Origin of the sequence: Streptomyces sp. NPDC001933, assembly GCF_042890955.1 — a bacterium.
Lineage (GTDB): Bacteria > Actinomycetota > Actinomycetes > Streptomycetales > Streptomycetaceae > Streptomyces.
In genome coordinates this window covers 244,928-264,897 of record NZ_JBIASS010000007.1, presented here as the reverse complement: position 1 = coordinate 264,897, position 19,970 = coordinate 244,928, and the positions used below count along the sequence as shown (strand labels likewise).

Below are 19,970 nucleotides of genomic sequence, written 5' to 3'. Positions count from 1 at the left end.
CTGGGCCGCCACACGGCAGTCGCGACCGGCCAGGCTGGTCGGCGAGGCAGCGTGGGCTGAACCGGACACAGCACCGTGCGCTTCGGCCCGACGTGGCGAGGAATCGGATCGAATCCCGCCTATATAAATTTCTGTATAGTTGCTCCTGTGGAATTACCTTGGCGAATCGAGATCGAGCCCGAGGTTCGGCAGTGGCTGGCGCTGCTTGCTGATGCTCAGTACGACAAGGCTGAACGGGCAGCAGACATGCTCGCGGCGAAGCCCACAACTCTGGGCGAGCCCTACGCCAGGCACCTTGGTGGCAAGGTGCGTGAGTTGCGCTTCATCATGGACGGCAGCGCGGTGCGCATCACCTACTGGCTCGCCCCCGAGAAGCGAATCGTGCTGCTGACGGTGTTCCGGAAGACCAAACAACGAGAGACTGCCGAGGTCGAGCGCGCTCAGCTGGCCCAGAAGGTGTGCGAGGCGGATCATGGTGCGGCCGCGCACACATACGACCGGAGCGAGGAGGCATAGTCGTGGATCACTCCCAGTGGAAGACACGGCAGACCAGAAAGCTTCTGGGGGAGGCAGTCGAGGAGTCGTCCGCCTATGTCGAGGCCGGGTACGCCTTCGCGCTGGGGCAGGCTGTCTATGACCGGCGGACCGAACTCGGGCTGTCGCAGGCCGAGCTTGCCCGTCGCGCAGGGATGACGCAGCCGCAGATTTCCAATATCGAGGGCGGCGACTCCATTCCGACCCTGGCTCTCCTGACGCGCCTGGCCAAGGCTCTGGACGCTTCGCTCACCATTGATCTGGACGGCGACACCTCGGCGTTCTCCTTCACCGCGCACGAAGGCGGCGGACCGGGTGGGATCGGAGTGGGCGGGCGTTCCTCGGCCGCCTGACGCAGTTCACCTCCGGTACGCACATGGCTCGGGTCGGCCGGAGCTGCCCGACCTCCAGGGGAAGGGTTGGGCTTCTTCTTCCTGAAGCCTTTTCACGTCGGGGCCGCGGCGTGATGGTCATCCGGGTCGCGGTGCGATCGCCACGATCGTGGCGATGCGCATCGACGTCGGCCTCAGACACTGAGTCCGTGACGGCCTTCGGGCAGGGGCCCGATCCGCGTCGCGGGTCAGGCCCGCGGCAGTCAGTCCCAGACCAGGTTGAGGGACCGTTCGAAGTTGACGTATCCGGCGCGGGCGAAGGACTTCGCCATGGGGACGTTGCCGAGGTCCGTCGACGCCCTGATCCGGTCGACGCCCTCGGCGGCCAGGACGCGGGTGCCCTCGGCGAGGATCTCGTCGATGTGGCCGTTGCCGCGGAGTGCGGGCAGGACACCGATGTACGCGATGATCGGGTGGTAGCTGTTGCGGGCCGGGATCACGAAGCCCACCGGACCTCCGCCGTCGGGGAGTTCGGCGATGCGCCACCACTCGTGCGGGCTCTTGAACCCGGCGAACTCCCCGTCGTAGTGCCGTTCCGCCGCTTCGCGCGGGCTCAGTCCGGACGCCAGGTCCGCCTGGCCGTGGGCGTCGAGGGTGCCCTCCATGACCGGGGTCATCAGGGCGAGGAGGTCCTCGCGGTCGGCCACCGGGCGGAAGACGAGACGCCCCTTGGACTCCGGGAGCGGGGACGACGGGGTCCACTGCAGCCGCAGGCGCTCGACCAGCAGCCGTGCTCCGGTGCTCTCCAGCACACGGGTGCGGGATTCGACCACCTCGCGGGCCACGGGGTCCTCGTGCCAGTCGGGCGGGACGAAGCGGCCGTACTCCGGCAGCTTCGCGCCCGCCGGGAAGACGGCCGCCGTCGCCGTCTCGAACAGCCGCAGGCCGATCTTGTCGCGGTCGGCCCGGGGCAGCGTGTCGTCGATGTCGAAGAAGTCGAACTGCAGCGGGGCGTCACCGCCCGGGGTCGTCCACCAGGCGAGCCGGGCGAGGAGACGGTCGCCGTCCAGGGCCACCCATGCCCACTCGGGGCGGCGGCAGCCGTTGGCGAAGTCGGCGGTCAGTTCGTGGTCGAGGACGTAGGAGAGCCGGCAGAAGAGGTCGATCTCCTCGGGGCCGGTCAGCGGTCGGCAGGTCACCGATGTCGGTGTCAATTCAACTCCTGTGAAGGGAAGCAGCGTTCCGGGCCCGGTATGTCGCGCGGGGCGGGCAGGCCGGGTGTCCGTGCCGTGGGCGTCGAGGGCCGCATGCCGCTCAGGCCGATTCGAGGACCGGGCGGATTTCGAGCGCCTCCGGGGTGGGGAAGCTGCGGGCCAGCTCGATGGCCTCGGCGTGGTCGGCCACCTCCAGCACGAACCAGCCGCCGAGGGTTTCCTCGCCGCTGTGCACGGGCCCCTCGGTCACCGCCGCGGACCCGTCCGCCGTCTTGCGTACGGTGACGGGGCCCTGGTGCTCGGTCTCCAGGGCGTCGCCGCCCGCCAGCTTGCCCGCTGCCGCGACCTCGCCGATCCAGGTCTCGTACGCCTTTCGGTAGGCGGCGCGGTCGGCCTGGATCAAGGCGCGTGACGCATCCGTCTCGAAGATCACGAGGGCGTATTTCATGGGGTGTTCCTCTGTTCGGTGTTGTTGATGTTCTCGGTGGTGAGGGTGGTGGTTCAGGTGGTGGTCGGGTCGATGCGGGCCAGTGCGCCCGTCTCCAGGGCCGTCCACAGGGCGCCGTCCGGGCCCACCGTGATGCCGTGCGGCTCGGAACCCGGGGTAGGCAGGTCATGGACGGTGACCGTGCCGTCGGAGGTGAGCGAGCCGACCCGGTTCCCGCCCCATTCGGTGAACCAGGCCGTTCCGTCCGCGTCGGTCGTGACGGCGTGCGGCCTGGCGGAGCGGTCGGGCAGCGGGTGCTCGGTGATGCGGCCGTCGGGTGTCAGCCGGCCGATCTGACCGGCCGCGATCTCGGTGAACCAGACGCTTCCGTCCGGGCCCACGGCGATCCCCACCGGTGCGGCCGCCTCGGTGGGCAGCTCGTGGACCGTGATGCGGCCGTCCATGCCGATACGGCCGATGGCGTTGGCCTGGTTCATGGTGAACCACATCGAGTCCCCGGCCGCGGCGATCGCGGAGGGGAACGCGCCGGTACGGGGCAGCGGATACTCGGTGACCGTGCCGTCGGTGGTGAGGCGGCCGACACGGTCGGCGGCGGTCTCGGTGAACCACAGCGCGCCGTCCGGCCCCGCCGCGATACCGAAGGGGCCGCACTCCGCGGTCGGCAGCGCGAACTCCGTCACCTGGCCGGCAGGCGTGATCCGCCCGATCCGGTGCCCCCGGTACTGCGTGAACCACAGCGCACCGTCCGGCCCGTTGCAGATGACCGTCGGACCGCTGTCCGGGGCGAGCCGATGACTGGTCGGCTCCTGCCCCGGTACCAGCCGGCCGATCCTGCCGCTGTGCACCAGGGTGAACCACAGCGCGCCGTCCGGGCCCGTGGTGAGCGCGTACGGGCCGCTCTCGCGGTCGGACACCGCGTACTCCTCGACGGTTCGGGGCGTCACTGCTGCTGCTCCAGACCTTCGGCGGTGGCGATGCGCTCGATGTCCTCGGGGGATCCGGCCATGATGGTCCGGGCGTGCTCGGTCACCAGCTCGACGGGCCAGTCCCACCAGGCGGCCCGGACGAGCCGCTCGACGTCGCCGTCGTGGAAGCGCTGTCTGATCGTCCGGGCCGGACTGCCGCCCACGACGGTGTACGGCGGCACGTCGGCGGTGACCATCGCTCCGGCCGCGATCACCGCACCGTCGCCGATCCGCACCCCCGGCATCACGGTGGCTCCGTATCCGAACCACACGTCGTTGCCGACCACCGTGTCACCCCGGCTGGGCATGCCGGTGACGAGGTCGAGCGTCCGCTCGGTCCACTCCCCGCCGAACATGGTGAAAGGGAAGGTGGACACCCCCATCGACGGGTGGGCGGCGCCCGCCATCAGGAACCGGGTGCCCGTCGCGATCGCGCAGTACTTGCCGATGATCAGGCGTTCCGGACCGTACGCGTACAGCACGTTGCGCCGTACGAAGTCGGTCGCGCCGTCGGGGTCGTCGTAGTAGGTGAAGTCACCCGCCACGACCTTCGTCCCGTCGACCAGCGGCTTGAGGAAGACGACACGTTCGTGGGCGGGCAGGGGATGGACGGTGCTCGGATCAGGTGTCACGCGGCAATCTCTCCGTGAGGGTTCGTACTCGGTGGGCGCAGGACGGGGCGGCGAGGTGTCACGCCCGATGAGGTACGCGCCTTCCGGGCCGTCGGCCGACTTGAGCGGGCAATTCCAGCCGTCTCGCGCCGCCAGAGGGGCCTGGTCCCGAGCATGCGCACCGGGGCGGCCCGGGGTCAACAGCTGATCTTGTTATGGTCGTTAACCCAGGGGTTAACGACCCCGGGACCGGACGGAATCGGGGGCCGCCAGGATGGAACTGCGGGACATGGAGATCTTCCTGACGCTCGCGGAGGAGCTCCATTTCGGCCGCAGCGCCGAGCGCCTGCATGTTTCCCCGGCCCGTGTCAGCCAGGCGATCAAGAAGCAGGAACGCGCCATCGGCGCCCAGCTCTTCGAGCGCACGAGCCGCCAGGTGCGGCTGACCCCCGTCGGAGAGGTGCTGCTCCAGAGACTGAAGCCGGCCTATGCGGGCATCCAGGACGCCCTGGCGGAGGTGATCGACGTCGCCCGCCGATCGGCCGACACACTGAAGCTGGGGGTCATGGGCGCACAGATGCACGACCTGGCCCCGGTCCTGACCCGCTTCCGGTCCCGGCACCCGTCCGTCGAACTCCGTTTCCGGGAAGTGTTCTTCAGCGATCCGTTCGGGGCCCTGCGGGCCGGCGAGGTCGACGCGGTGACCATCTGGCTGCCGGTTCGCGAGCCGGACCTGACCGTCGGGGCGATGCTGCGCGAGGAACCCCTCCATCTGATGACGTCCGTGGACCACCCGCTCGCCCGGCAGGAGTCGGTGAGCATGGAGGTGCTCGGCGATCAGATCGTGCCGCGCCTGGACGGCCCCATACCCGCCTACTGGGAGGCCGCCGTCCTGCCGGCCCGCACTCCGGCCGGACGCCCGGTCCGCCGCGGCCCGGCCGTCACCACCTTCTACGAGATCCTTGCCCTCGTCGCAGCAGGCGACGCGGTCTGCGTCGTCCCCGACGAGGGACGGCGCTACCACGCGCAGACCGACGTCGTGTACCTCCCCATCCACGATGCCCCGCCCGTCCAGTGGGGGCTGATCTGGCGCACGGACCGCGCTACCCCGCTGGTACGTGCACTCGCCCAGGCAGTGACGGACTGAAGCAACGCGATCACGTGTCGGAGATGTGCCGGCGTCGGGCCACGCCCGGTCCGCGATCGGTCCCACCCTCCCCGGTACGCATACGGCTCGGGCCCGCCGGAGCTGCCCGAGCTCCGGCGGGCAGATGCCCTGGTCCGGGGTGCGGGGCTCGCTCGTATGCTCGGTTCATGACCGATCCTCAGCGCGGACGTCCGACGACCAATTCCATGCGGCGTGCCCTCAAGCGGGCCCGTGACGGTGTCGCTCTCGATGTGGCCGAGGCCGCCGTTCTGCTCCAGGCGAGGGGGGAGGATCTGACCGACCTCGCCGCCTCGGCCGCCCGGGTGCGGGACGCCGGGCTGGAAGCAGCAGGGCGGCCCGGGGTGATCACGTACTCGCGCAAGGTCTTCATCCCGCTGACCCGGCTCTGCCGCGACAAGTGCCACTACTGCACCTTCGTCACCGTGCCCGGCAAGCTGCGGCGTGCGGGCCACGGGATGTTCCTCTCGCCCGACGAGGTGCTGGACATCGCCCGCGAGGGCGCGGCCATGGGGTGCAAGGAAGCGCTGTTCACGCTCGGGGACCGGCCGGAGGACCGGTGGCCCGAGGCGCGGGAGTGGCTGGAGGCCGAGGGGTACGACGACACCCTCGCGTACGTACGCGCCATGGCGATCCGGGTGCTCGAGGAGACCGGGCTGCTCCCGCACCTCAACCCGGGCGTGCTGAGCTGGACCGACCTTCAGCGGCTGAAGCCCGTCGCACCGTCCATGGGGATGATGCTGGAGACGACGGCCACCCGCCTGTGGTCCGAGCCCGGCGGCCCGCACCACGGGTCCCCGGACAAGGAGCCGGCCGTGCGGCTGCGGGTGCTGGAGGACGCGGGGCGGTCCAACGTCCCGTTCACCACCGGCATCCTGATCGGCATCGGGGAGTCGTACGAGGAGCGCGCGGACTCCCTCTTCGAGCTGCGCAAGACCGCCCGCGCCTACCACGGCATCCAGGAAGTCATCGTCCAGAACTTCCGCGCCAAGCCGGACACCGCGATGCGCGGCATGCCGGACGCCGAGCTGGAGGAGCTGGCCGCCGCCATCGCCGTGGCCCGGCACATCCTCGGCCCGTCCGCCCGCATCCAGGCGCCGCCGAACCTCGTCGACGCGGAGTACGCGCTGCTCATCGGCGCCGGGATCGACGACTGGGGCGGCGTCTCACCGCTCACCCCCGATCATGTGAACCCCGAGCGCCCTTGGCCGCACATCGACGAACTCGCCGCGAAGACCGCCGAGTCGGGCTTCGCGCTGCGGGAGCGGCTCACCATCTACCCGGAGTTCATCCGGCGCGGCGAGCCGTGGCTCGACCCCCGCCTCCTCCCGCACGTCCGCGCCCTCGCCGACCCGGAGACGGGGCTCGCCCGCGAGGACGCCACCCCCGCCGGGCTGCCCTGGCAGGAGCCCGACGAGGAGTTCGGCGCCACCGGCCGCACCGACCTGCACCGCACCATCGACACCGAGGGCCGCACCGGCGACCGCCGCGAGGACTTCGACGAGGTGTACGGGGACTGGGAGGCGCTGCGCGAGGCCGCCGCGCCCGGCATGGTGCCGTCCCGGATCGACGGCGATGTGCGCGAGGCGCTGAGCCAGGCGGCCGACGACCCGACGAAGCTCACCGACGAGCAGGCGCTCGCCCTGCTCCACGCGGACGGCCCGGCGCTCGACGAGCTCTGCCGGATCGCGGACGCCCTGCGGCGCGACGTGGTCGGCGACGACGTCACGTACATCGTCACCAGGAACATCAACTTCACCAACGTCTGCTACACCGGCTGCCGCTTCTGCGCCTTCGCCCAGCGGCGCACCGACGCCGACGCGTACACCCTCTCCCTGGACCAGGTCGCGGACCGGGCCGCACAGGCGTGGGACGTCGGGGCGGTCGAGGTCTGCATGCAGGGCGGCATCCACCCGGACCTGCCCGGCACCGCGTACTTCGACATCGCGCGGGCGGTACGGGAACGCGTGCCCGGCATGCATGTGCACGCCTTCTCGCCGATGGAGGTCGTCAACGGCGCCACCCGCACCGGAATGTCCATCCGCGACTGGCTGATCGCCGCGAAGGAGGCCGGGCTCGGCTCGATCCCCGGCACGGCGGCCGAGATCCTGGACGACGAGGTCCGCTGGGTCCTCACCAAGGGCAAGCTGCCGACCGCGACCTGGCTCGAAGTCATCAGGACCGCCCACGAGGTGGGCCTGCGCTCGTCCTCCACGATGATGTACGGGCACGTGGACCAGCCCCGCCACTGGCTCGGCCACCTGCGGACGCTGGCCCGACTCCAGCAGGAGACCGGCGGCTTCACGGAGTTCGTCACGCTGCCGTTCATCCACACCAACGCACCGGTCTACCTCGCGGGCATCGCCCGCCCCGGCCCGACCGACCGCGACAACCGGGCCGTCACCGCCATGGCCCGGCTGCTCCTCCACCCGCACATCACCAACATCCAGACCAGCTGGGTCAAGCTCGGCACGGAGGGCGCGGCCGAGATGCTCCGCTCGGGCGCCAACGACCTGGGCGGCACCCTGATGGAGGAGACCATCTCCCGGATGGCCGGGTCGAGCTACGGCTCGTACCGCTCCATCCAGGACCTGATCGCCATCGCGGAGCTCGCGGGACGGCCGGCGAAGCCGCGTACGACGCTGTACGGGGAAGTCCCCGAGGAGCGGGTCGCGGCGGCCACGGCGTCCGACGGGCACCTTCCGGAGCTGCTGCCGGTGCTGCCGGACTGAGACGGTCCAGGAGGCGGGGGCGTCCGGCCCGGGACGGGTTCCCGGGCCGGACCACGACCACACCGCCGCGCTGTCCGCGACGGCCGGCCGGCTGTCTGCTCGCGACTGCTGCCGCCTGCCTCCGCCTACTTCCGCCAGAACAGGTGGTGCGTCACGCCGCTCGCGCTGGGCACGACATCCACGTGGAAGCGGTCGAGCAGCTCGTCGGGCGACTTCCACAGCCGTGACCCGGATCCGATCTCCACCGGCGAGACCGCCACATGCAGGGTGTCGACGAGGTCGGCGTCGAGGAACTCCCGGATGGTGGTGGCCCCGCCGCCGAGCCGGACATCCTTGCCCTGCGCCGCCTCCCGCGCCTGTTCGAGGACCGTGGCCGGGTCGGCGTCGACGAAGTGGAACGTGGTGTCGGAGAGCGTGAACGAAGGACGCACGTGGTGGGTCATCACGAACACCGGGGTGCGGAACGGGGGCTTGTCGCCCCACCAGCCGCGCCAGTCGAGGTTCTCCCAGGGCCCGCGCTGGGGGCCGAACTTGCCCCGGCCCATGATCTCGGCGCCGATGTTGCGGGCGTAGTCCCGCGTGAGGTAGTCGTCCAGGCCGCGGCTGCCGCCGGGGTCGGTGCGCATCGGCCAGCTCGCGGTGGCCCCGGCCCAGGAGAACATCGCCCCGGGATCGGCGTCGCCGAACGGACGCTCCAGGCACTGGTTCTCACCAGCGCCGAATCCATCGCTCGAAACGTTGAAATTCTGGACTCTCAGCAGTTGGGACATGTGTTTCTCCTGTGCTTGTCGGTAAGGGGGAGACTCCCCGGGCCGGGCAAACTCATCGCAGTGGACGCGGCTGTCTGACGGAACGATTTCGTCATCGTCCTCGTCCTGGTTCGGCAACATGCGTGAAAAGAAGGCAAGTTGATGATGGCTCCTGGTGCACGCTCGATCTGCGAACGGTAGTCGGGAACGGCCGCTCGCGGCCGACCACGGGGGGACACCATGAATCTGCACCGGTACCCCCTCGTACGGCTCGGTGCCGATGCCCGCACCACGGTCCCGGTGATCAAGGACAGCGACCCGGACGCGGGGAGACCGGTCACCATCGCTCCGGGAGAGGAGGTATCCGCCGCTCTGCTCGTCAGCGGCGGCGCCAGGGACGAGTACGAGGCGAAGGGCATCGCCCTCGGCCTCCAGGGCGGCAAGTCCGGCAGCGGTGCCGGGAAGCCGGCCGACGTCCCCATGCCCGTGGACACGCTGTACGCGGACGACGGCCGGCTCGTCACCTACTGGACGACCGCTTCCGGCTACGCACTGGACTTCATCATGTCGAAGTGACGGTCAAAAACGACCTGCGGGACGTCCGCCCCCATACCCACGCGTACCCTGTTCCGCTCTCTCTGCCGCCCGTTCCCGTTCCATTACAGTGCTGCGCAGTCGCAGGTCGGCCGGTGTGCCGGCCGACGGGGGAGGGACACGGTGAGCACAGGGACCACGGCTGTGTGGGGCCGTGTCGAGCAGCAGGACTTCCGGAGCCGGGTGCGCGGCGCGCTGCTGGGCGGGGCCATCGGGGACGCGCTCGGGGCAGGGGTCGACGGGCTCACGCTCGAAGAGATCCGGGCGGCGCACGGTGCCGACGCGGTCACCGACCTCGTACCCGCGTTCGGCGGACGCGGCACCGTCACCGCCGCCACCCAGCTCACCCTCTTCACCGTCGACGGGCTGATCCGCGCCCAGGTCCGCCGCGACACCGGGGCCTGGCACCCGCCCACCGATGTGCACCGGGCCCATCTGCGGTGGGCGGCCACCCAGCACGACTGGGGGCCCGACGAGCGCCGCGAGGACAACGGCTGGCTGGCCCGGCAGGAGTGGCTGTACGCCCGTCGCGGCCCGACCCGGGAATGCCTGACGGGGCTCGGCGACACCACCATGGGCACCCTCGACCAGCCCAAGAACCCCCAGGCGCGGGACTCGGCCGCCCTCACCCGGTCCGTACCGTTCGGGCTGCTCGTCGGCTGGGAGCCCCAGCTCGTCCTGCAACTCGCCGTCGAGTGCGCCGCCCAGACCCACGGCCACCCCACCGCACTGCTCTCCGCGGGCGCCCTCGCCGTCATGGTGCACGGCCTGGCCCGGGGCGAGACCCTGGACGGCTCCGTCCAGCACGCGCTGGCCCTGCTCGCGGAGCGCCCGGGGCACGAACCGGTCACCGAGGCGCTGAAGCAGGCCCTCGGCACCGTGCGCCAGGGCATTCCGGGGCCCGCCCTGATCGAGTCGCTTGGCGCCACGGACGCGGCGGAGGAGGTTCTCTCCGTCGCCGTGTACTGCGCGCTGGTCGGCGAGGACATACGCCACGGGCTGCGGCTGGCCGTCAACCACGGCGGGCCTTCCGCCGCCACCGGGGCCCTGTGCGGGGCGCTGCTCGGCGCGCTGCACGGGGAGACCGCGCTGCCGCCCGCCTGGCTCGCCGAACTGGAGGGCAGGCCGACGGTGTTGGAGCTCGCGGACGACTTCGCCATGGAGATGACGCAGGGCCCGGCCCTGCACAGCCCGTCGGCCGCCGCACCGGGCTGGCTGGCCCGCTATCCGCGCGGCTGACACGCGCTGCGGGTGCGGCTGGCAGGCTCTGCCTGGGTGGCTGGCACGCGGTGCGGGTGCGACTGGCAGCCACTGCCCGTGCGGCTGGCACGCTCAGCCCGTATGGCTGGCGCGTGCGGCGCGTGCGGCTGGAGCGCTCTGCCCGTGCGGCTGACACGTGCTGCGCGTCCGGCCGGCCCCCGGAGCACGGGCGGGGGTAGGGGTGCGAAAAGAACGTGACACTCGGACGGCCATCTGTCACGTTCCCTGCGGCCCCGCCACCCACGGGCGAGGACAGGGGCCGGAGAACAACGTGACACTGAACCGGCCATCTGTCACGTTCTTCTCCTACCCCACCCCTCGGAGCGGTGAGCGTCAGTCCTTCACGCCCTCCGTGACCGCCGCGTCCCCCGGACCGGCCTGAGCCGGTACCGTCGCCCCGGCCGCCGCGCCGTCACCGTCCGAGTTGATCTGTTCGATGACCGCGTCGCGCTCGGGGGTGTCCTCCGGCTTGACGAAGCCGATCACGATGTAGAGGACCAGCGAGATGGCCAGCGGCAGGGCCACCTGGTACTGGAGCGCGACACCCGTCTTCACCGAGCCGTCGAAGTCGTAGTTGGTGAAGTAGAACGCCAGCAGCCCCGCCGCCCAGCTGGTCAGCGCCGCCGTCGGGCCGGACCTGCGGAAGCCGCGCAGCAGGCCGAGCATGAACGGAATCGCGATCGGACCCATCAGACCGGCGATCCACTTGATGACGACCGAGATGATGTCCTTGAACGTCGGCGAGTTGATCTGGGTGGCGAGCGCCATCGACAGGGCGAGGAAGCCGAGCGTCGACAGGCGGGCCGCCAGCAGGCCCGCCCGGGTTCCCCAGTCGCGAGCGGACTTGGCCAGGACCGGGGCGATGTCCCTGGTGAAGACCGCCGAGATGGCGTTGGCGTCCGAGGAGCACATGGCCATCGTGTGCGAGAAGAAGCCGACGACGACCAGCCCCAACAGGCCGTGCGGCAACAGCTGTTCGGTCATCAGGGCGTAGCTGTCCGAGGCGTCCGGCTTCTGCGCGTCCACCAGCAGCGGGGCGCACCACATCGGGAAGAACAGGACCGTGGGCCAGACCAGCCACAGCACGGCGGAGAGCCGGGCCGAACGCTTCGCGGCCGCCGCGGACTCCGTGGCCATGTAGCGCTGCGCCTGGTTCCACATGCCGCCGTTGTACTCGAAGGTCTTGATGAACAGATACGCCAGCAGGAAGGTCACGGTGTACGGGCCGGCCGTCGGGTCCGTATGGCCCTCGGGCAGCTTGTCCCAGACCGTCCACAGGGTGCTGACGCCGTCGAGCTCGCTCATGGCGGTGACGAGCATCGCGACGCCGGCGAGAAGCTGGATCACGAACTGGCCCAGCTCGGTGAGCGCGTCCGCCCACAGACCGCCGACCGTGCAGTAGACGGCGGTGATGCAGCCGGTGATGAAGATGCCCTGGGTGATGGAGATGCCGGTGAAGACGGAGAGCAGGGTGGCGATGGCCGCCCACTTGGCGCCGACGTCCACGATCTTCAGCAGCAGCCCGGACCAGGCGAGTGCCTGCTGCGTCTGGATGTTGTAGCGGTTCTTCAGGTATTCGAGCGGCGACGCGACATGCAGCCGCGAGCGCAGCCGGTTGAGCCGGGGAGCGAAGAGCTGGGCACCGATACCGATGCCGATGGCGATCGGCAGCGACCAGGTGACGAAGGACGTGACGCCGTACTGGTACGCGATGCCCGCGTAACCGGTGAACATCACCGCGCTGTAGCCGGACATGTGGTGCGAGATGCCGGACAGCCACCACGGCATCCTGCCGCCCGCGGTGAAGAAGTCACTGACGTTGTCCACGCGCTTGTGGGACCAGAGCCCGATCGCGACCATCACGCCGAAGTAGCCGATGAGCACGACCCAGTCGAGACTGTTCATGTGCCCCCTCCTGGGGTCCGCCTTGTGAACGGGGTGCGCACTTCGCCAGTACGGCCGTTCAGCGGGGCCCCGTGCGGGAGCGGGGACATCGGGGATTGAACCGTCTGCCCGGTGTCCCGGTCAAGGTTGCGACGGTCAGAGATGTGAACGCGGATCAGTAATTCGAACGATTTTGCCCGCTCTTGACTTACGCGGTCGTTGTCGCCGAAGTGATGGCGGCCACACGATGAGCGGGCACTTCGTCAGGCTGTGCAGAGGACAACGAGGAACGCCGCACGGGATGCGGGTCCCGTGCGGCGGAGAAGGGGAGGCTCATCGCATCAGGCCTACCGCATCAGCTCACCAGCGTTGACCAGGAGCGACTGTCCGGTGATCGCCCGCGCCCGGTCCGAGGCCAGGAACGTGACGGCCTCGGCGACATCGCCGTCGGTGGCCGGCTCCGGAAGCGCCATGCGTTCGGTGAGCCTGCCCAGCACCTCGGCCTCGGGCACCCCCTCACTGTGCGCCGTGAACTGCACGTACGCCTGCACCGGCGGCCCCCACATCCAGCCCGGCAGCACCGTGTTCACCCTGATCCGGTGCGGACCCAGCTCCTGTGCCATGGAGTACATGGCCGAGGTGAGCGCCCCCTTCGAGGCCGCGTACGCAGCCTGCTGGACCTGTGTCGGTGCGGCCACCGAGGACTGCGTACCGATGATCACCACCGAGCCGCCGCGCTCCTTGAGGGCGGGCAGGCAGGCGCGGGTCATCCGCAGCGTGCCGAGCAGATTGACGTCGATCACCGACTGCCAGGTGGCGAAGTCGGCATCCTCGATTCCGCCGAAGTAGCTGTCCCAGGCGGCGACATGGACTACCGCGTCGATCCGCCCGAACCGTTCCAGGGCCAGTGCGGCGAGCGCCTCGCACTGCGCCTCGTCGGTGATGTCGGTGGCCAGCTGGGCGGTGTGCCGGCCGTCCGGGTCGATCTCCGTGGCCGACTTGGCGAGATTCGCGGCGGTGCGCGCCCCGAGCACCGCGTTGCCGCCGTCCCGTACGACCGCCGCCGCGACCCGGTGCCCGAGCCCGGTGCCCACCCCGGACACGATGACGGTCTTCCCTGCGAGCAACATCGGCGGCCTCCCGGCTCTGGCAGTTCTCCTGACGGGGCGTCAGAGTAGGACGCCGCTGCGGAGTACGGAAGGGGAACGGTATGAGCGACGAGACGCGGAGCGACACCTACGCCGAACTGGCCGCGCTGGGGCCGTACGGCGTCCATCCCGGCCACGCGCTGATCACCATGGTGGAACCGCACCCGGGCCATGAGTACGCGTACAACCGCTGGTACGAGGACGATCACTACTACGCGGGCGCGATGGCGATGCCCTGGATGTTCGCCGGGCGGCGCTGGGTGGCCACCCGGGAGCTCCAGGAACTGCGCTACCCGGAGGCGTCCGCGGTCGCGCAGCCCGTCACGGCCGGCTGCTACCTGTCGACGTACTGGGTGACGGACGGGCGCTACGACGACCACATGAAGTGGACCGTCGGCATCAACAAGAGGCTCAACCGGGACGGCCGGGTCCACCAGGCCCGGACCCATGTGTTCACCGCGTTCCAGGACCACGAGGCGACGGTCTACCGGGACGGTGCGGCGGGACCACGGGACTTCCACGCCCTGGACCACCCCTACCGGGGCCTCGTCCTCGAAGTGATCGACGCCGAAGGGGCCGAGGCGCGGGGCGAGTTGCTGGAGTGGCTGCGTTCACGGCATCTGCCGAAGCGGCTGGCCGGCTCGCCCGCGGCGATGGTGACCGTCTTCCGGCCCACGCCGCTGCCCGGTGACCGGATGAGCTATGTGAAGCAGGTCGAGGGCGTCGACACCCGGCTGACCCTGCTGTGGTTCCTCCAGGAGGACCCGCGGGAATGCTGGGCCGAGCACTTCATCGGGCTCGACGCGGCAGTCGCGGAATCCGGCCTGGGGCGGGTGGAGCTGGTGGCGCCGTTCATCCCGACGGTGCCGGGGACCGACCTGTATGTGGACCGGTTGCGCTGAACGGTTTCACCGGGATTTCCCGTCGGAAAGCACCGAGCCCCCTCGGCCAGGACGGCGGACCAGTCGAGAGGGCTGACGACAGCACCGGATCCGGCGCCGCGATGCGAACGGGAAATCATCGGTCAGGCGTCGACCGCACCCTTGCCGACATCACGCACGAATGCGTTCCACGCGGCGGGGACGAACGTGATCGAAGGGCCCTCGGGGGCCTTCGAGTCACGTACGGCAATTGCCCGCACGAGAGGGGACTTGACTTCGACGCAGGCGCCGTTGCCCCCGGAATACGAGGACTTCGTCCACTTGTCCGTAGCACCCTGACGAATGGCCATGTTCACTCCGGTTTCAAAGAGTCGCGTGAATGACACCAACAGTGTTCCGGTTGGCGTGATCGACGCTACTCGCCAAGCTCCCGGCGCGAAGGGGGCGTTCACTCGACCGAGTGGTATATACCAGGTAGATCTTCCGCCCGGGGCGGGCGGCGGTGTACCTTGCCGCCGCCCTTCCCGTGGCATCACTTCAATTTCCTCATTCCGGACTTTGTGGGCCGTCCGGCGTCCAGCGCGCGACGTCCACCGTCGGGCGTCCGGTTCCCGGCGTTCAGTCGATGCTGTGGCCGGTGTAGTCCTTCACGATCCCGGTGATGAAGTGCCGGGTCTGTTCCACATTCAGCGCCTGCGCCCGCAGGTGTTCGTACATGACGCTGTACCGCTGCACGTCGTTGGCCTTCTCCAGATAGAGATCGCTGGTGACGCCTTCGATGTAGACGACGCTGGAATCGGCGGCGTCCGGGAATTCCAGAATGGCGTACTGCCCGTTGATTCCGGGGTGCGCGCCCATTTCGAACGGCAGTACCTGCACGGTGACATGCGGCAGATGGGACAGCTCGATCAGCTGCTCCAACTGCTCGATCATCACCTGCTTGCTGCCGACCAGCCGGCGCAGCGCGGACTCGTCGATGACCGCCCACAGCCGCAGCGGATGCTCGCGGTCGGTGATCCGGTCCTGGCGGCGGGCCCGGACGCTGACGCGCTTGTCGATGTCGGACGGCGGAGCCTCCGGCAGTGCTCCGTTGATCAGCGCCTCGGCGTAGCTCCGCGTCTGCAACAGGCCCGGGACCACCTGGGGTTCGTACACCCGCAGGGATTCGGCGTCCGTCTCCAGACCGATGTAGACGCTGTACGGGATGTCCCCGAACGCGTGCCACCAGCCCTGCTGGCGCGAATCCTTGGCCATCTGCATGAGCGAGTCGACGACCCGGAGATCCTCGACCTCGTACACCCCGCAGAGGTCGCGGACATCGCGCTGACTGATGGAACGGCGGCCGTTCTCCAGGCGGCTGATCTTCGACTGCGAGACCAGCAGCCGCTCCGCCACCTCCTCGGCCGTCATGCCTTTGAGTTCGCGCAGGCGGCGCAATTCCTGGCCCAACCGGCGTCGCCTGACGGTGGGATTGACGTTGGACGGCACGGAAACGGCACCTCCGGCTATGTAGCTGTGCGTATCTACTGCTCAGCAGATTGCCACCCCCGGCCCCGGCCGCGCTGGGAAATGGCCACACGCAAGCGCGCGGGACAGCCGGTATTCCGGCTGCCCCGCGCTTGGTGCGGCTCCCGAACCGGGTCTTGGGGACGACGGTGCGGCGGTATTCGGTTGGTGCTCGCCGTGCTGACGTGCTTGCCGCACGACGGTGTTTGCCGCACGACTGTGCTTGCCGTGCGGTTGTGCGGTCGCGCGGCGGTGCGGCTGCGCGGCGGTGCGGTGTGTGCGGCGCAGGGTGCGGCCCGGGGCGTGGTGCGCCTAGTGGGCCGCGGTGTGCGCCATGCTGCCGCGGCGTGACTGCGACTGCACTTGCGGTTGCAACGGAACTCCGGCCGCCTGATTGCGGCGCGGCTGTGCGACCGCCCCGTTCTGGACGTCCATCACGGCATGCGCCACGAGTCCGCCCATGGGGTCGTGCCTGATCAGGTCCCGGAGCCTGGAGCGTGATGAACGCCCCTCGTTCCCGGGATACAGGTGCTTGCCGAGTCCGACCGCGTGGGCCAGCGCGGCGAGCGCCGCGGTCCGCGGGTCCGGCGGTACACCGGTGCGGATCGCACTGTCCAGCCTGGCTCTGATGTCCCGGCTGATTGCCGTGTCCGTCGCCTGGTAGCGAGTCGTCGGCAGCACTCCGCACATCTGGCCCGCCACGGCATGCACCATGCCGCACCGCTCCAGGTGAGCGAGGTAGATCTGACGCAGCCCCAGCCGGGGCCCGCCAATCCAGTGGACCGCCCGAACCGGGCTGCCGCGTCGCCGCAGCAGTTCCAGTGCGGAGTCCAGAGTCGGATCTCCTGTCGGCCGTGGCATCACCACGGCGATACGATCCCCGTCAGGGGCTATCCGTCCTGCCAGAGCCAGCTCCACTAGCTGAGCCCCGGCGAGGCCGAGGTCGAGCGACTGCGGCTGCGCTGTGGTACCCGTGGTCGGGTCCAGAGCGAGCAGCAGAAGCTCCTCCGGAATTGTTCTGCGGCTCCTGCCCATCCATGCCTCCCCGCGTGGATGAATGACAGGGTGACCCCTCTCACATTGGTCTGTCGAGAGCGCCTGGGTGCTTTGTATGGGAACCAGTAGGTATGTCGTTCTCGTCTAGCAGCCGGGCCGGTGGTTCACACGGGACACTGGTAGATGGTTCGGACAGCGCGGGGGTGTCCCCCGTGCCGCATGGAGGAGGCATCGGTGGCGGGCGAGTCCCCCGACAAGTCGGAGCAGCAGAAGTCGTCGGGTACGGCTCGGAGCGAAAGCGATCCGCGGCTTGCCGTCTTCCGTGAACCGTCCGCCGATGGCGCGGCCGCCGATGACGCGGCCGCCGGAAGCGGTGAGACGGATACGGCCACGGCGGTTTTCCGTACGGACGCGGTCGCCGGGGCCGGCGAGGACGCCAAGGAAGCCAAGGACGCCAAGGAAGCCAAGTCGGACACGGCCACGGCCGTCTTCCGCGCGATGCCGTCCGGGGCCGACGAGGATGCCGGGGATGGCGAGAGTGCCGAGGCCGGCGAGGCTGCTGAGGCCGGTGACGGTTCGCGGGCGGAGAGCGCGGATGCGGATGCGGACGGGGACGCGGGCTCCGAGGGCGCTGCGGGCGCTGTGAGCGCCGAGGAGGCCGACGAGGCCGAGCAGAGCGGGAAGCGTGCCGACGGTCCGGAGGAGGAGCCTGAGGCGGCTGAGGCGCCTGAGGACGCGGACGCGGCCGAAGCCGAGGCGGAGGATGCGCCGGAGAGCGCGGGCGCGGCCGAAGCTGAGGTGGAGGATGCGCCGGAGAGCGTGGACGCGGCCGAAGTTGAGGTGGCTGAGGCGCCGGAGGGTCCGGATGCGGCCGCGGGCGCTGACGAGGCCAGTGACGGGGGCGGTGACGGGGACGACGCGGCGAAGGCCGCCGAGGGCTCCGGGGAGGGCGATGCGCGGCTGCGTGCGGCCGTTGCCGCCTGGGTGTCGAAGGACGGCGACGAGGACGCGGAGAGCGCGGAGAGCGACGACGCGAAGGCTGCGGCTTCGGAGGGCGGGGCTGCGGACGAAGCGGCTGCGGACGACGCGGCTGCGGAGGACGTAACTCCGGACGCGGCGACCGCGGCGACCGCGTCGAGCGCCGCCGAGGCCTCGGATGACGCCGAGGACGCGGAGGAGACGTCCGAAGCGGACGACAAGGCTTCCTCCGCCGAGGAGAAGAAGGCCGACGCCGAGGGCCCCGAGGCCGAGGCCGACGACGCCGAAGGTGAAAAGGGCGCCGACGACAAGGGCGGAATCGATCAGCCGACCGCCATCTTCAGGGCACCCACCGCGCCCACCGCACCCCACGTCGACCAGCCGACGACCGCGCTGAAGATCCCCCCGATCGAGCCGAAGCCCGAGTCCGCCGCCGAGCGGACCAGCAAGTTCGTGCCCCTGCGCGGGGACGACGTACGGCCGGCGCCGGCCGCGACGCCCGCGCCCCGTAAGCCGGAGACGCCCGCCGCCTCCGCCGCACCGGCTCCCGCCTCGCTGTCCACCGCCGAGCGGACCACGCAGCAGCCGATGCCGCCGAAGCCGCCGCTCGACCTGCTGGCCGAGCTGACGAACACGCCGCCGCCGCCGGAGACACCGGTCCGCACCGCAGTCCGCAGGGTCAAGATCTGGACCCCGCTGGTGCTGCTCCTGCTGATCGCCTTTGCGATCGTGCAGATGGTGCGCCCGCTCCCGGAGCCCGTGCTCCAGATGTCGGCGAAGGACACGTACACCTTCAAGGGCAGCAAGCCGACCCTGCCGTGGCCCGACGAGGGCCAGGGCTACATGGCCGCGACCGGTCTGGGCCCGGTGGATTCGTTCGGCGAGCAGAAGGCCGTGCCGATCGGCAGCGTGGCCAAGGCGATGACCGCGTACATCGTGCTCAAGGACCACCCGCTGAAGAAGGGCGAGAAGGGCCCGTCCATCGAGATCGACGCCAAGGCGGAGTCCGACGGCAAGCTGGACGCCGAGGGCGAGTCGACCCTCAACACCGTGAAGGCCGGTGACAAGCTCACCGAGCAGGAGGCCCTCTCGGCCATAATGATCCCGTCCGCGAACAACATCGCGCGGCTGCTGGCGCGCTGGGACGCGGGGTCCGAGGAAGCGTTCGTCAAGAAGATGAACGAGACCGCCAAGTCGCTCGGCATGAAGAACACCACGTACACCGACCCGTCCGGACTCAACGCGACCACGGTGAGCTCGGCCGAGGACCAGGTGAAGCTGGGGCAGAAGCTGGTGGAGATCCCGGCCCTGATGGAGATCACCAAGCTGCCGTCGTGGACCGACCCGTCGGGCAAGAACTGGCGGAACTACAACACCCTCGTGCCTTACAACGGTGCGCTCGGCATCAAGACCGGTTCCACCAGCAAGGCCGGCGGGAACCTGCTCTTCGCCGCCCACAAGATGGTCGGCGACACCGACCAGCTGATCGTCGGCGCCGTGCTGGGCCAGCACAAGCCGGCCATCATCGACACCGTGAACGCGGTGAGCAAGGAAGTGATGCTCGCGACGCAGGACCTGCTGGAGGGCGCCAAGGTCGTGAAGAAGGGCGACGTCGTCGGCACCGTCTCGGACGGCTTCGGCAACAGTGTCCCCGTGGTCGCGACCAAGGACGTGTCGGCGGTCGGCTGGCCCGGTCTCACAGTCAGGATCGAGCTGACCGACGACGGGAAGACGATCCCGAACTCGGCGGCGGCCGGCACCCACGTGGGCACGCTCACCGTGGGTGAGGGAACCAGCCAGGTGAAGGTGGCCGTCGCGCTGCAGAGCGACCTGGCCGAACCGGCCTTCGGCGACAAGCTGACCCGGATCAGCTGACCGGCCGACGACGGAAGGGGGTGCCGATCCCGGCGCCCCCTTTTGTACTGCGTACGTGTTAGCGTCCCGAGGCAACTCGATGACGCTGGGACGGCGTC

18 protein-coding genes are annotated in these 19,970 nt (G+C 70.0%); 8 read left to right on the top strand and 10 right to left on the bottom strand.

What is annotated here, in order from left to right; genetic code table 11:
* Positions 1-147: 147 nt before the first annotated feature.
* Together ACFYY7_RS19880 and ACFYY7_RS19875 are read left to right on the top strand one after the other, a co-directional pair.
* On the top strand, positions 148-516 hold the full coding sequence (locus ACFYY7_RS19880) for a type II toxin-antitoxin system RelE/ParE family toxin (protein WP_351252963.1): 369 nt from the start codon (positions 148-150) through the stop codon (positions 514-516).
* A 2-nt stretch (positions 517-518) separates the two neighbouring features.
* Complete coding sequence (locus ACFYY7_RS19875; RefSeq protein ID WP_388663025.1) at positions 519-887, top strand: helix-turn-helix domain-containing protein; 369 nt, start codon at positions 519-521, stop codon at positions 885-887.
* Positions 888-1,129: 242 nt separating this feature from the next.
* Here the strand turns inward: ACFYY7_RS19875 and ACFYY7_RS19870 are convergent, their stop codons facing one another.
* From ACFYY7_RS19870 to ACFYY7_RS19855, 4 genes are all read right to left on the bottom strand, one after another.
* Entirely contained in the window at positions 1,130-2,080 is a 951-nt protein-coding gene (locus ACFYY7_RS19870) for a GNAT family N-acetyltransferase (RefSeq protein ID WP_388663023.1), read from the bottom strand.
* 100 nt (positions 2,081-2,180) lie between these two features.
* Positions 2,181-2,528, bottom strand: a complete 348-nt coding sequence (locus tag ACFYY7_RS19865) for a YciI family protein (RefSeq protein ID WP_388663021.1) — start codon at positions 2,526-2,528, stop codon at positions 2,181-2,183.
* Positions 2,529-2,581: 53 nt separating this feature from the next.
* Positions 2,582-3,472: a virginiamycin B lyase gene (locus ACFYY7_RS19860; RefSeq protein WP_388663019.1), complete on the bottom strand. Its 891-nt coding sequence runs from the start codon at positions 3,470-3,472 to the stop codon at positions 2,582-2,584.
* Positions 3,469-4,125, bottom strand: a complete 657-nt coding sequence (locus ACFYY7_RS19855; RefSeq protein WP_388663017.1) for a CatB-related O-acetyltransferase — start codon at positions 4,123-4,125, stop codon at positions 3,469-3,471. Before ACFYY7_RS19855 ends, ACFYY7_RS19860 begins: the two co-directional genes overlap by 4 nt.
* A gap of 268 nt (positions 4,126-4,393) precedes the next feature.
* On the opposite strand from ACFYY7_RS19855, the gene ACFYY7_RS19850 reads away from it, so the two are divergent.
* On the top strand, positions 4,394-5,251 hold the full coding sequence (locus tag ACFYY7_RS19850) for a LysR family transcriptional regulator (protein WP_388663015.1): 858 nt from the start codon (positions 4,394-4,396) through the stop codon (positions 5,249-5,251).
* A gap of 167 nt (positions 5,252-5,418) precedes the next feature.
* Positions 5,419-8,001 carry a bifunctional FO biosynthesis protein CofGH gene (locus tag ACFYY7_RS19845; RefSeq protein ID WP_388663013.1) on the top strand — a complete coding sequence of 861 codons (2,583 nt, stop codon included), beginning with the start codon at positions 5,419-5,421 and terminating at the stop codon, positions 7,999-8,001.
* A gap of 125 nt (positions 8,002-8,126) precedes the next feature.
* On the opposite strand, the gene ACFYY7_RS19840 is transcribed toward ACFYY7_RS19845, so the two are convergent.
* Positions 8,127-8,771, bottom strand: a complete 645-nt coding sequence (locus ACFYY7_RS19840; protein WP_376307233.1) for a dihydrofolate reductase family protein — start codon at positions 8,769-8,771, stop codon at positions 8,127-8,129.
* A 219-nt stretch (positions 8,772-8,990) separates the two neighbouring features.
* On the opposite strand from ACFYY7_RS19840, the gene ACFYY7_RS19835 reads away from it, so the two are divergent.
* On the top strand, positions 8,991-9,326 hold the full coding sequence (locus tag ACFYY7_RS19835) for a DUF4232 domain-containing protein (RefSeq protein WP_388663011.1): 336 nt from the start codon (positions 8,991-8,993) through the stop codon (positions 9,324-9,326).
* Between the two features lie 141 nt (positions 9,327-9,467).
* Positions 9,468-10,583: an ADP-ribosylglycohydrolase family protein gene (locus ACFYY7_RS19830; RefSeq protein WP_388663009.1), complete on the top strand. Its 1,116-nt coding sequence runs from the start codon at positions 9,468-9,470 to the stop codon at positions 10,581-10,583.
* A gap of 354 nt (positions 10,584-10,937) precedes the next feature.
* Here the strand turns inward: ACFYY7_RS19830 and ACFYY7_RS19825 are convergent, their stop codons facing one another.
* Both ACFYY7_RS19825 and ACFYY7_RS19820 read right to left on the bottom strand, forming a co-directional pair.
* On the bottom strand, positions 10,938-12,509 hold the full coding sequence (locus ACFYY7_RS19825; RefSeq protein WP_388663007.1) for a sodium:solute symporter family protein: 1,572 nt from the start codon (positions 12,507-12,509) through the stop codon (positions 10,938-10,940).
* A gap of 326 nt (positions 12,510-12,835) precedes the next feature.
* Positions 12,836-13,618, bottom strand: coding sequence for an SDR family oxidoreductase (locus ACFYY7_RS19820; protein WP_388663005.1), 783 nt, complete (start codon positions 13,616-13,618; stop codon positions 12,836-12,838).
* An 80-nt stretch (positions 13,619-13,698) separates the two neighbouring features.
* On the opposite strand from ACFYY7_RS19820, the gene ACFYY7_RS19815 reads away from it, so the two are divergent.
* On the top strand, positions 13,699-14,538 hold the full coding sequence (locus ACFYY7_RS19815; RefSeq protein WP_388663003.1) for a hypothetical protein: 840 nt from the start codon (positions 13,699-13,701) through the stop codon (positions 14,536-14,538).
* 122 nt (positions 14,539-14,660) lie between these two features.
* On the opposite strand, the gene ACFYY7_RS19810 is transcribed toward ACFYY7_RS19815, so the two are convergent.
* From ACFYY7_RS19810 to ACFYY7_RS19800, 3 genes are all read right to left on the bottom strand, one after another.
* Positions 14,661-14,867 (bottom strand): DUF397 domain-containing protein, encoded by a 207-nt coding sequence (locus ACFYY7_RS19810; RefSeq protein ID WP_266732146.1) that lies wholly within the window; start codon positions 14,865-14,867, stop codon positions 14,661-14,663.
* 268 nt (positions 14,868-15,135) lie between these two features.
* Positions 15,136-16,005: a helix-turn-helix domain-containing protein gene (locus tag ACFYY7_RS19805; RefSeq protein ID WP_388663001.1), complete on the bottom strand. Its 870-nt coding sequence runs from the start codon at positions 16,003-16,005 to the stop codon at positions 15,136-15,138.
* A gap of 330 nt (positions 16,006-16,335) precedes the next feature.
* Positions 16,336-17,058 carry a GPP34 family phosphoprotein gene (locus ACFYY7_RS19800; RefSeq protein ID WP_148836626.1) on the bottom strand — a complete coding sequence of 241 codons (723 nt, stop codon included), beginning with the start codon at positions 17,056-17,058 and terminating at the stop codon, positions 16,336-16,338.
* Between the two features lie 180 nt (positions 17,059-17,238).
* Here ACFYY7_RS19800 and ACFYY7_RS19795 point away from each other — a divergent pair, with 180 nt between their 5' ends.
* Complete coding sequence (locus ACFYY7_RS19795; protein WP_388662999.1) at positions 17,239-19,872, top strand: hypothetical protein; 2,634 nt, start codon at positions 17,239-17,241, stop codon at positions 19,870-19,872.
* Positions 19,873-19,970: the final 98 nt, after the last annotated feature.

Excerpts from the sequence above, each read along its gene's own strand:
- ACFYY7_RS19865 (WP_388663021.1), bottom strand. The coding sequence starts at position 2,528 with ATGAAATACGCCCTCGTGATCTTCGAGACGGATGCGTCACGCGCCTTG.
- ACFYY7_RS19850 (WP_388663015.1), top strand. The coding sequence starts at position 4,394 with ATGGAGATCTTCCTGACGCTCGCGGAGGAGCTCCATTTCGGCCGCAGC.
- ACFYY7_RS19845 (WP_388663013.1), top strand. The coding sequence starts at position 5,419 with ATGACCGATCCTCAGCGCGGACGTCCGACGACCAATTCCATGCGGCGT.
- ACFYY7_RS19840 (WP_376307233.1), bottom strand. The coding sequence starts at position 8,771 with ATGTCCCAACTGCTGAGAGTCCAGAATTTCAACGTTTCGAGCGATGGA.
- ACFYY7_RS19835 (WP_388663011.1), top strand. The coding sequence starts at position 8,991 with ATGAATCTGCACCGGTACCCCCTCGTACGGCTCGGTGCCGATGCCCGC.
- ACFYY7_RS19825 (WP_388663007.1), bottom strand. The coding sequence starts at position 12,509 with ATGAACAGTCTCGACTGGGTCGTGCTCATCGGCTACTTCGGCGTGATG.
- ACFYY7_RS19820 (WP_388663005.1), bottom strand. The coding sequence starts at position 13,618 with ATGTTGCTCGCAGGGAAGACCGTCATCGTGTCCGGGGTGGGCACCGGG.
- ACFYY7_RS19815 (WP_388663003.1), top strand. The coding sequence starts at position 13,699 with ATGAGCGACGAGACGCGGAGCGACACCTACGCCGAACTGGCCGCGCTG.
- ACFYY7_RS19810 (WP_266732146.1), bottom strand. The coding sequence starts at position 14,867 with ATGGCCATTCGTCAGGGTGCTACGGACAAGTGGACGAAGTCCTCGTAT.
- ACFYY7_RS19800 (WP_148836626.1), bottom strand. The coding sequence starts at position 17,058 with ATGGGCAGGAGCCGCAGAACAATTCCGGAGGAGCTTCTGCTGCTCGCT.
- ACFYY7_RS19795 (WP_388662999.1), top strand. The coding sequence starts at position 17,239 with ATGGAGGAGGCATCGGTGGCGGGCGAGTCCCCCGACAAGTCGGAGCAG.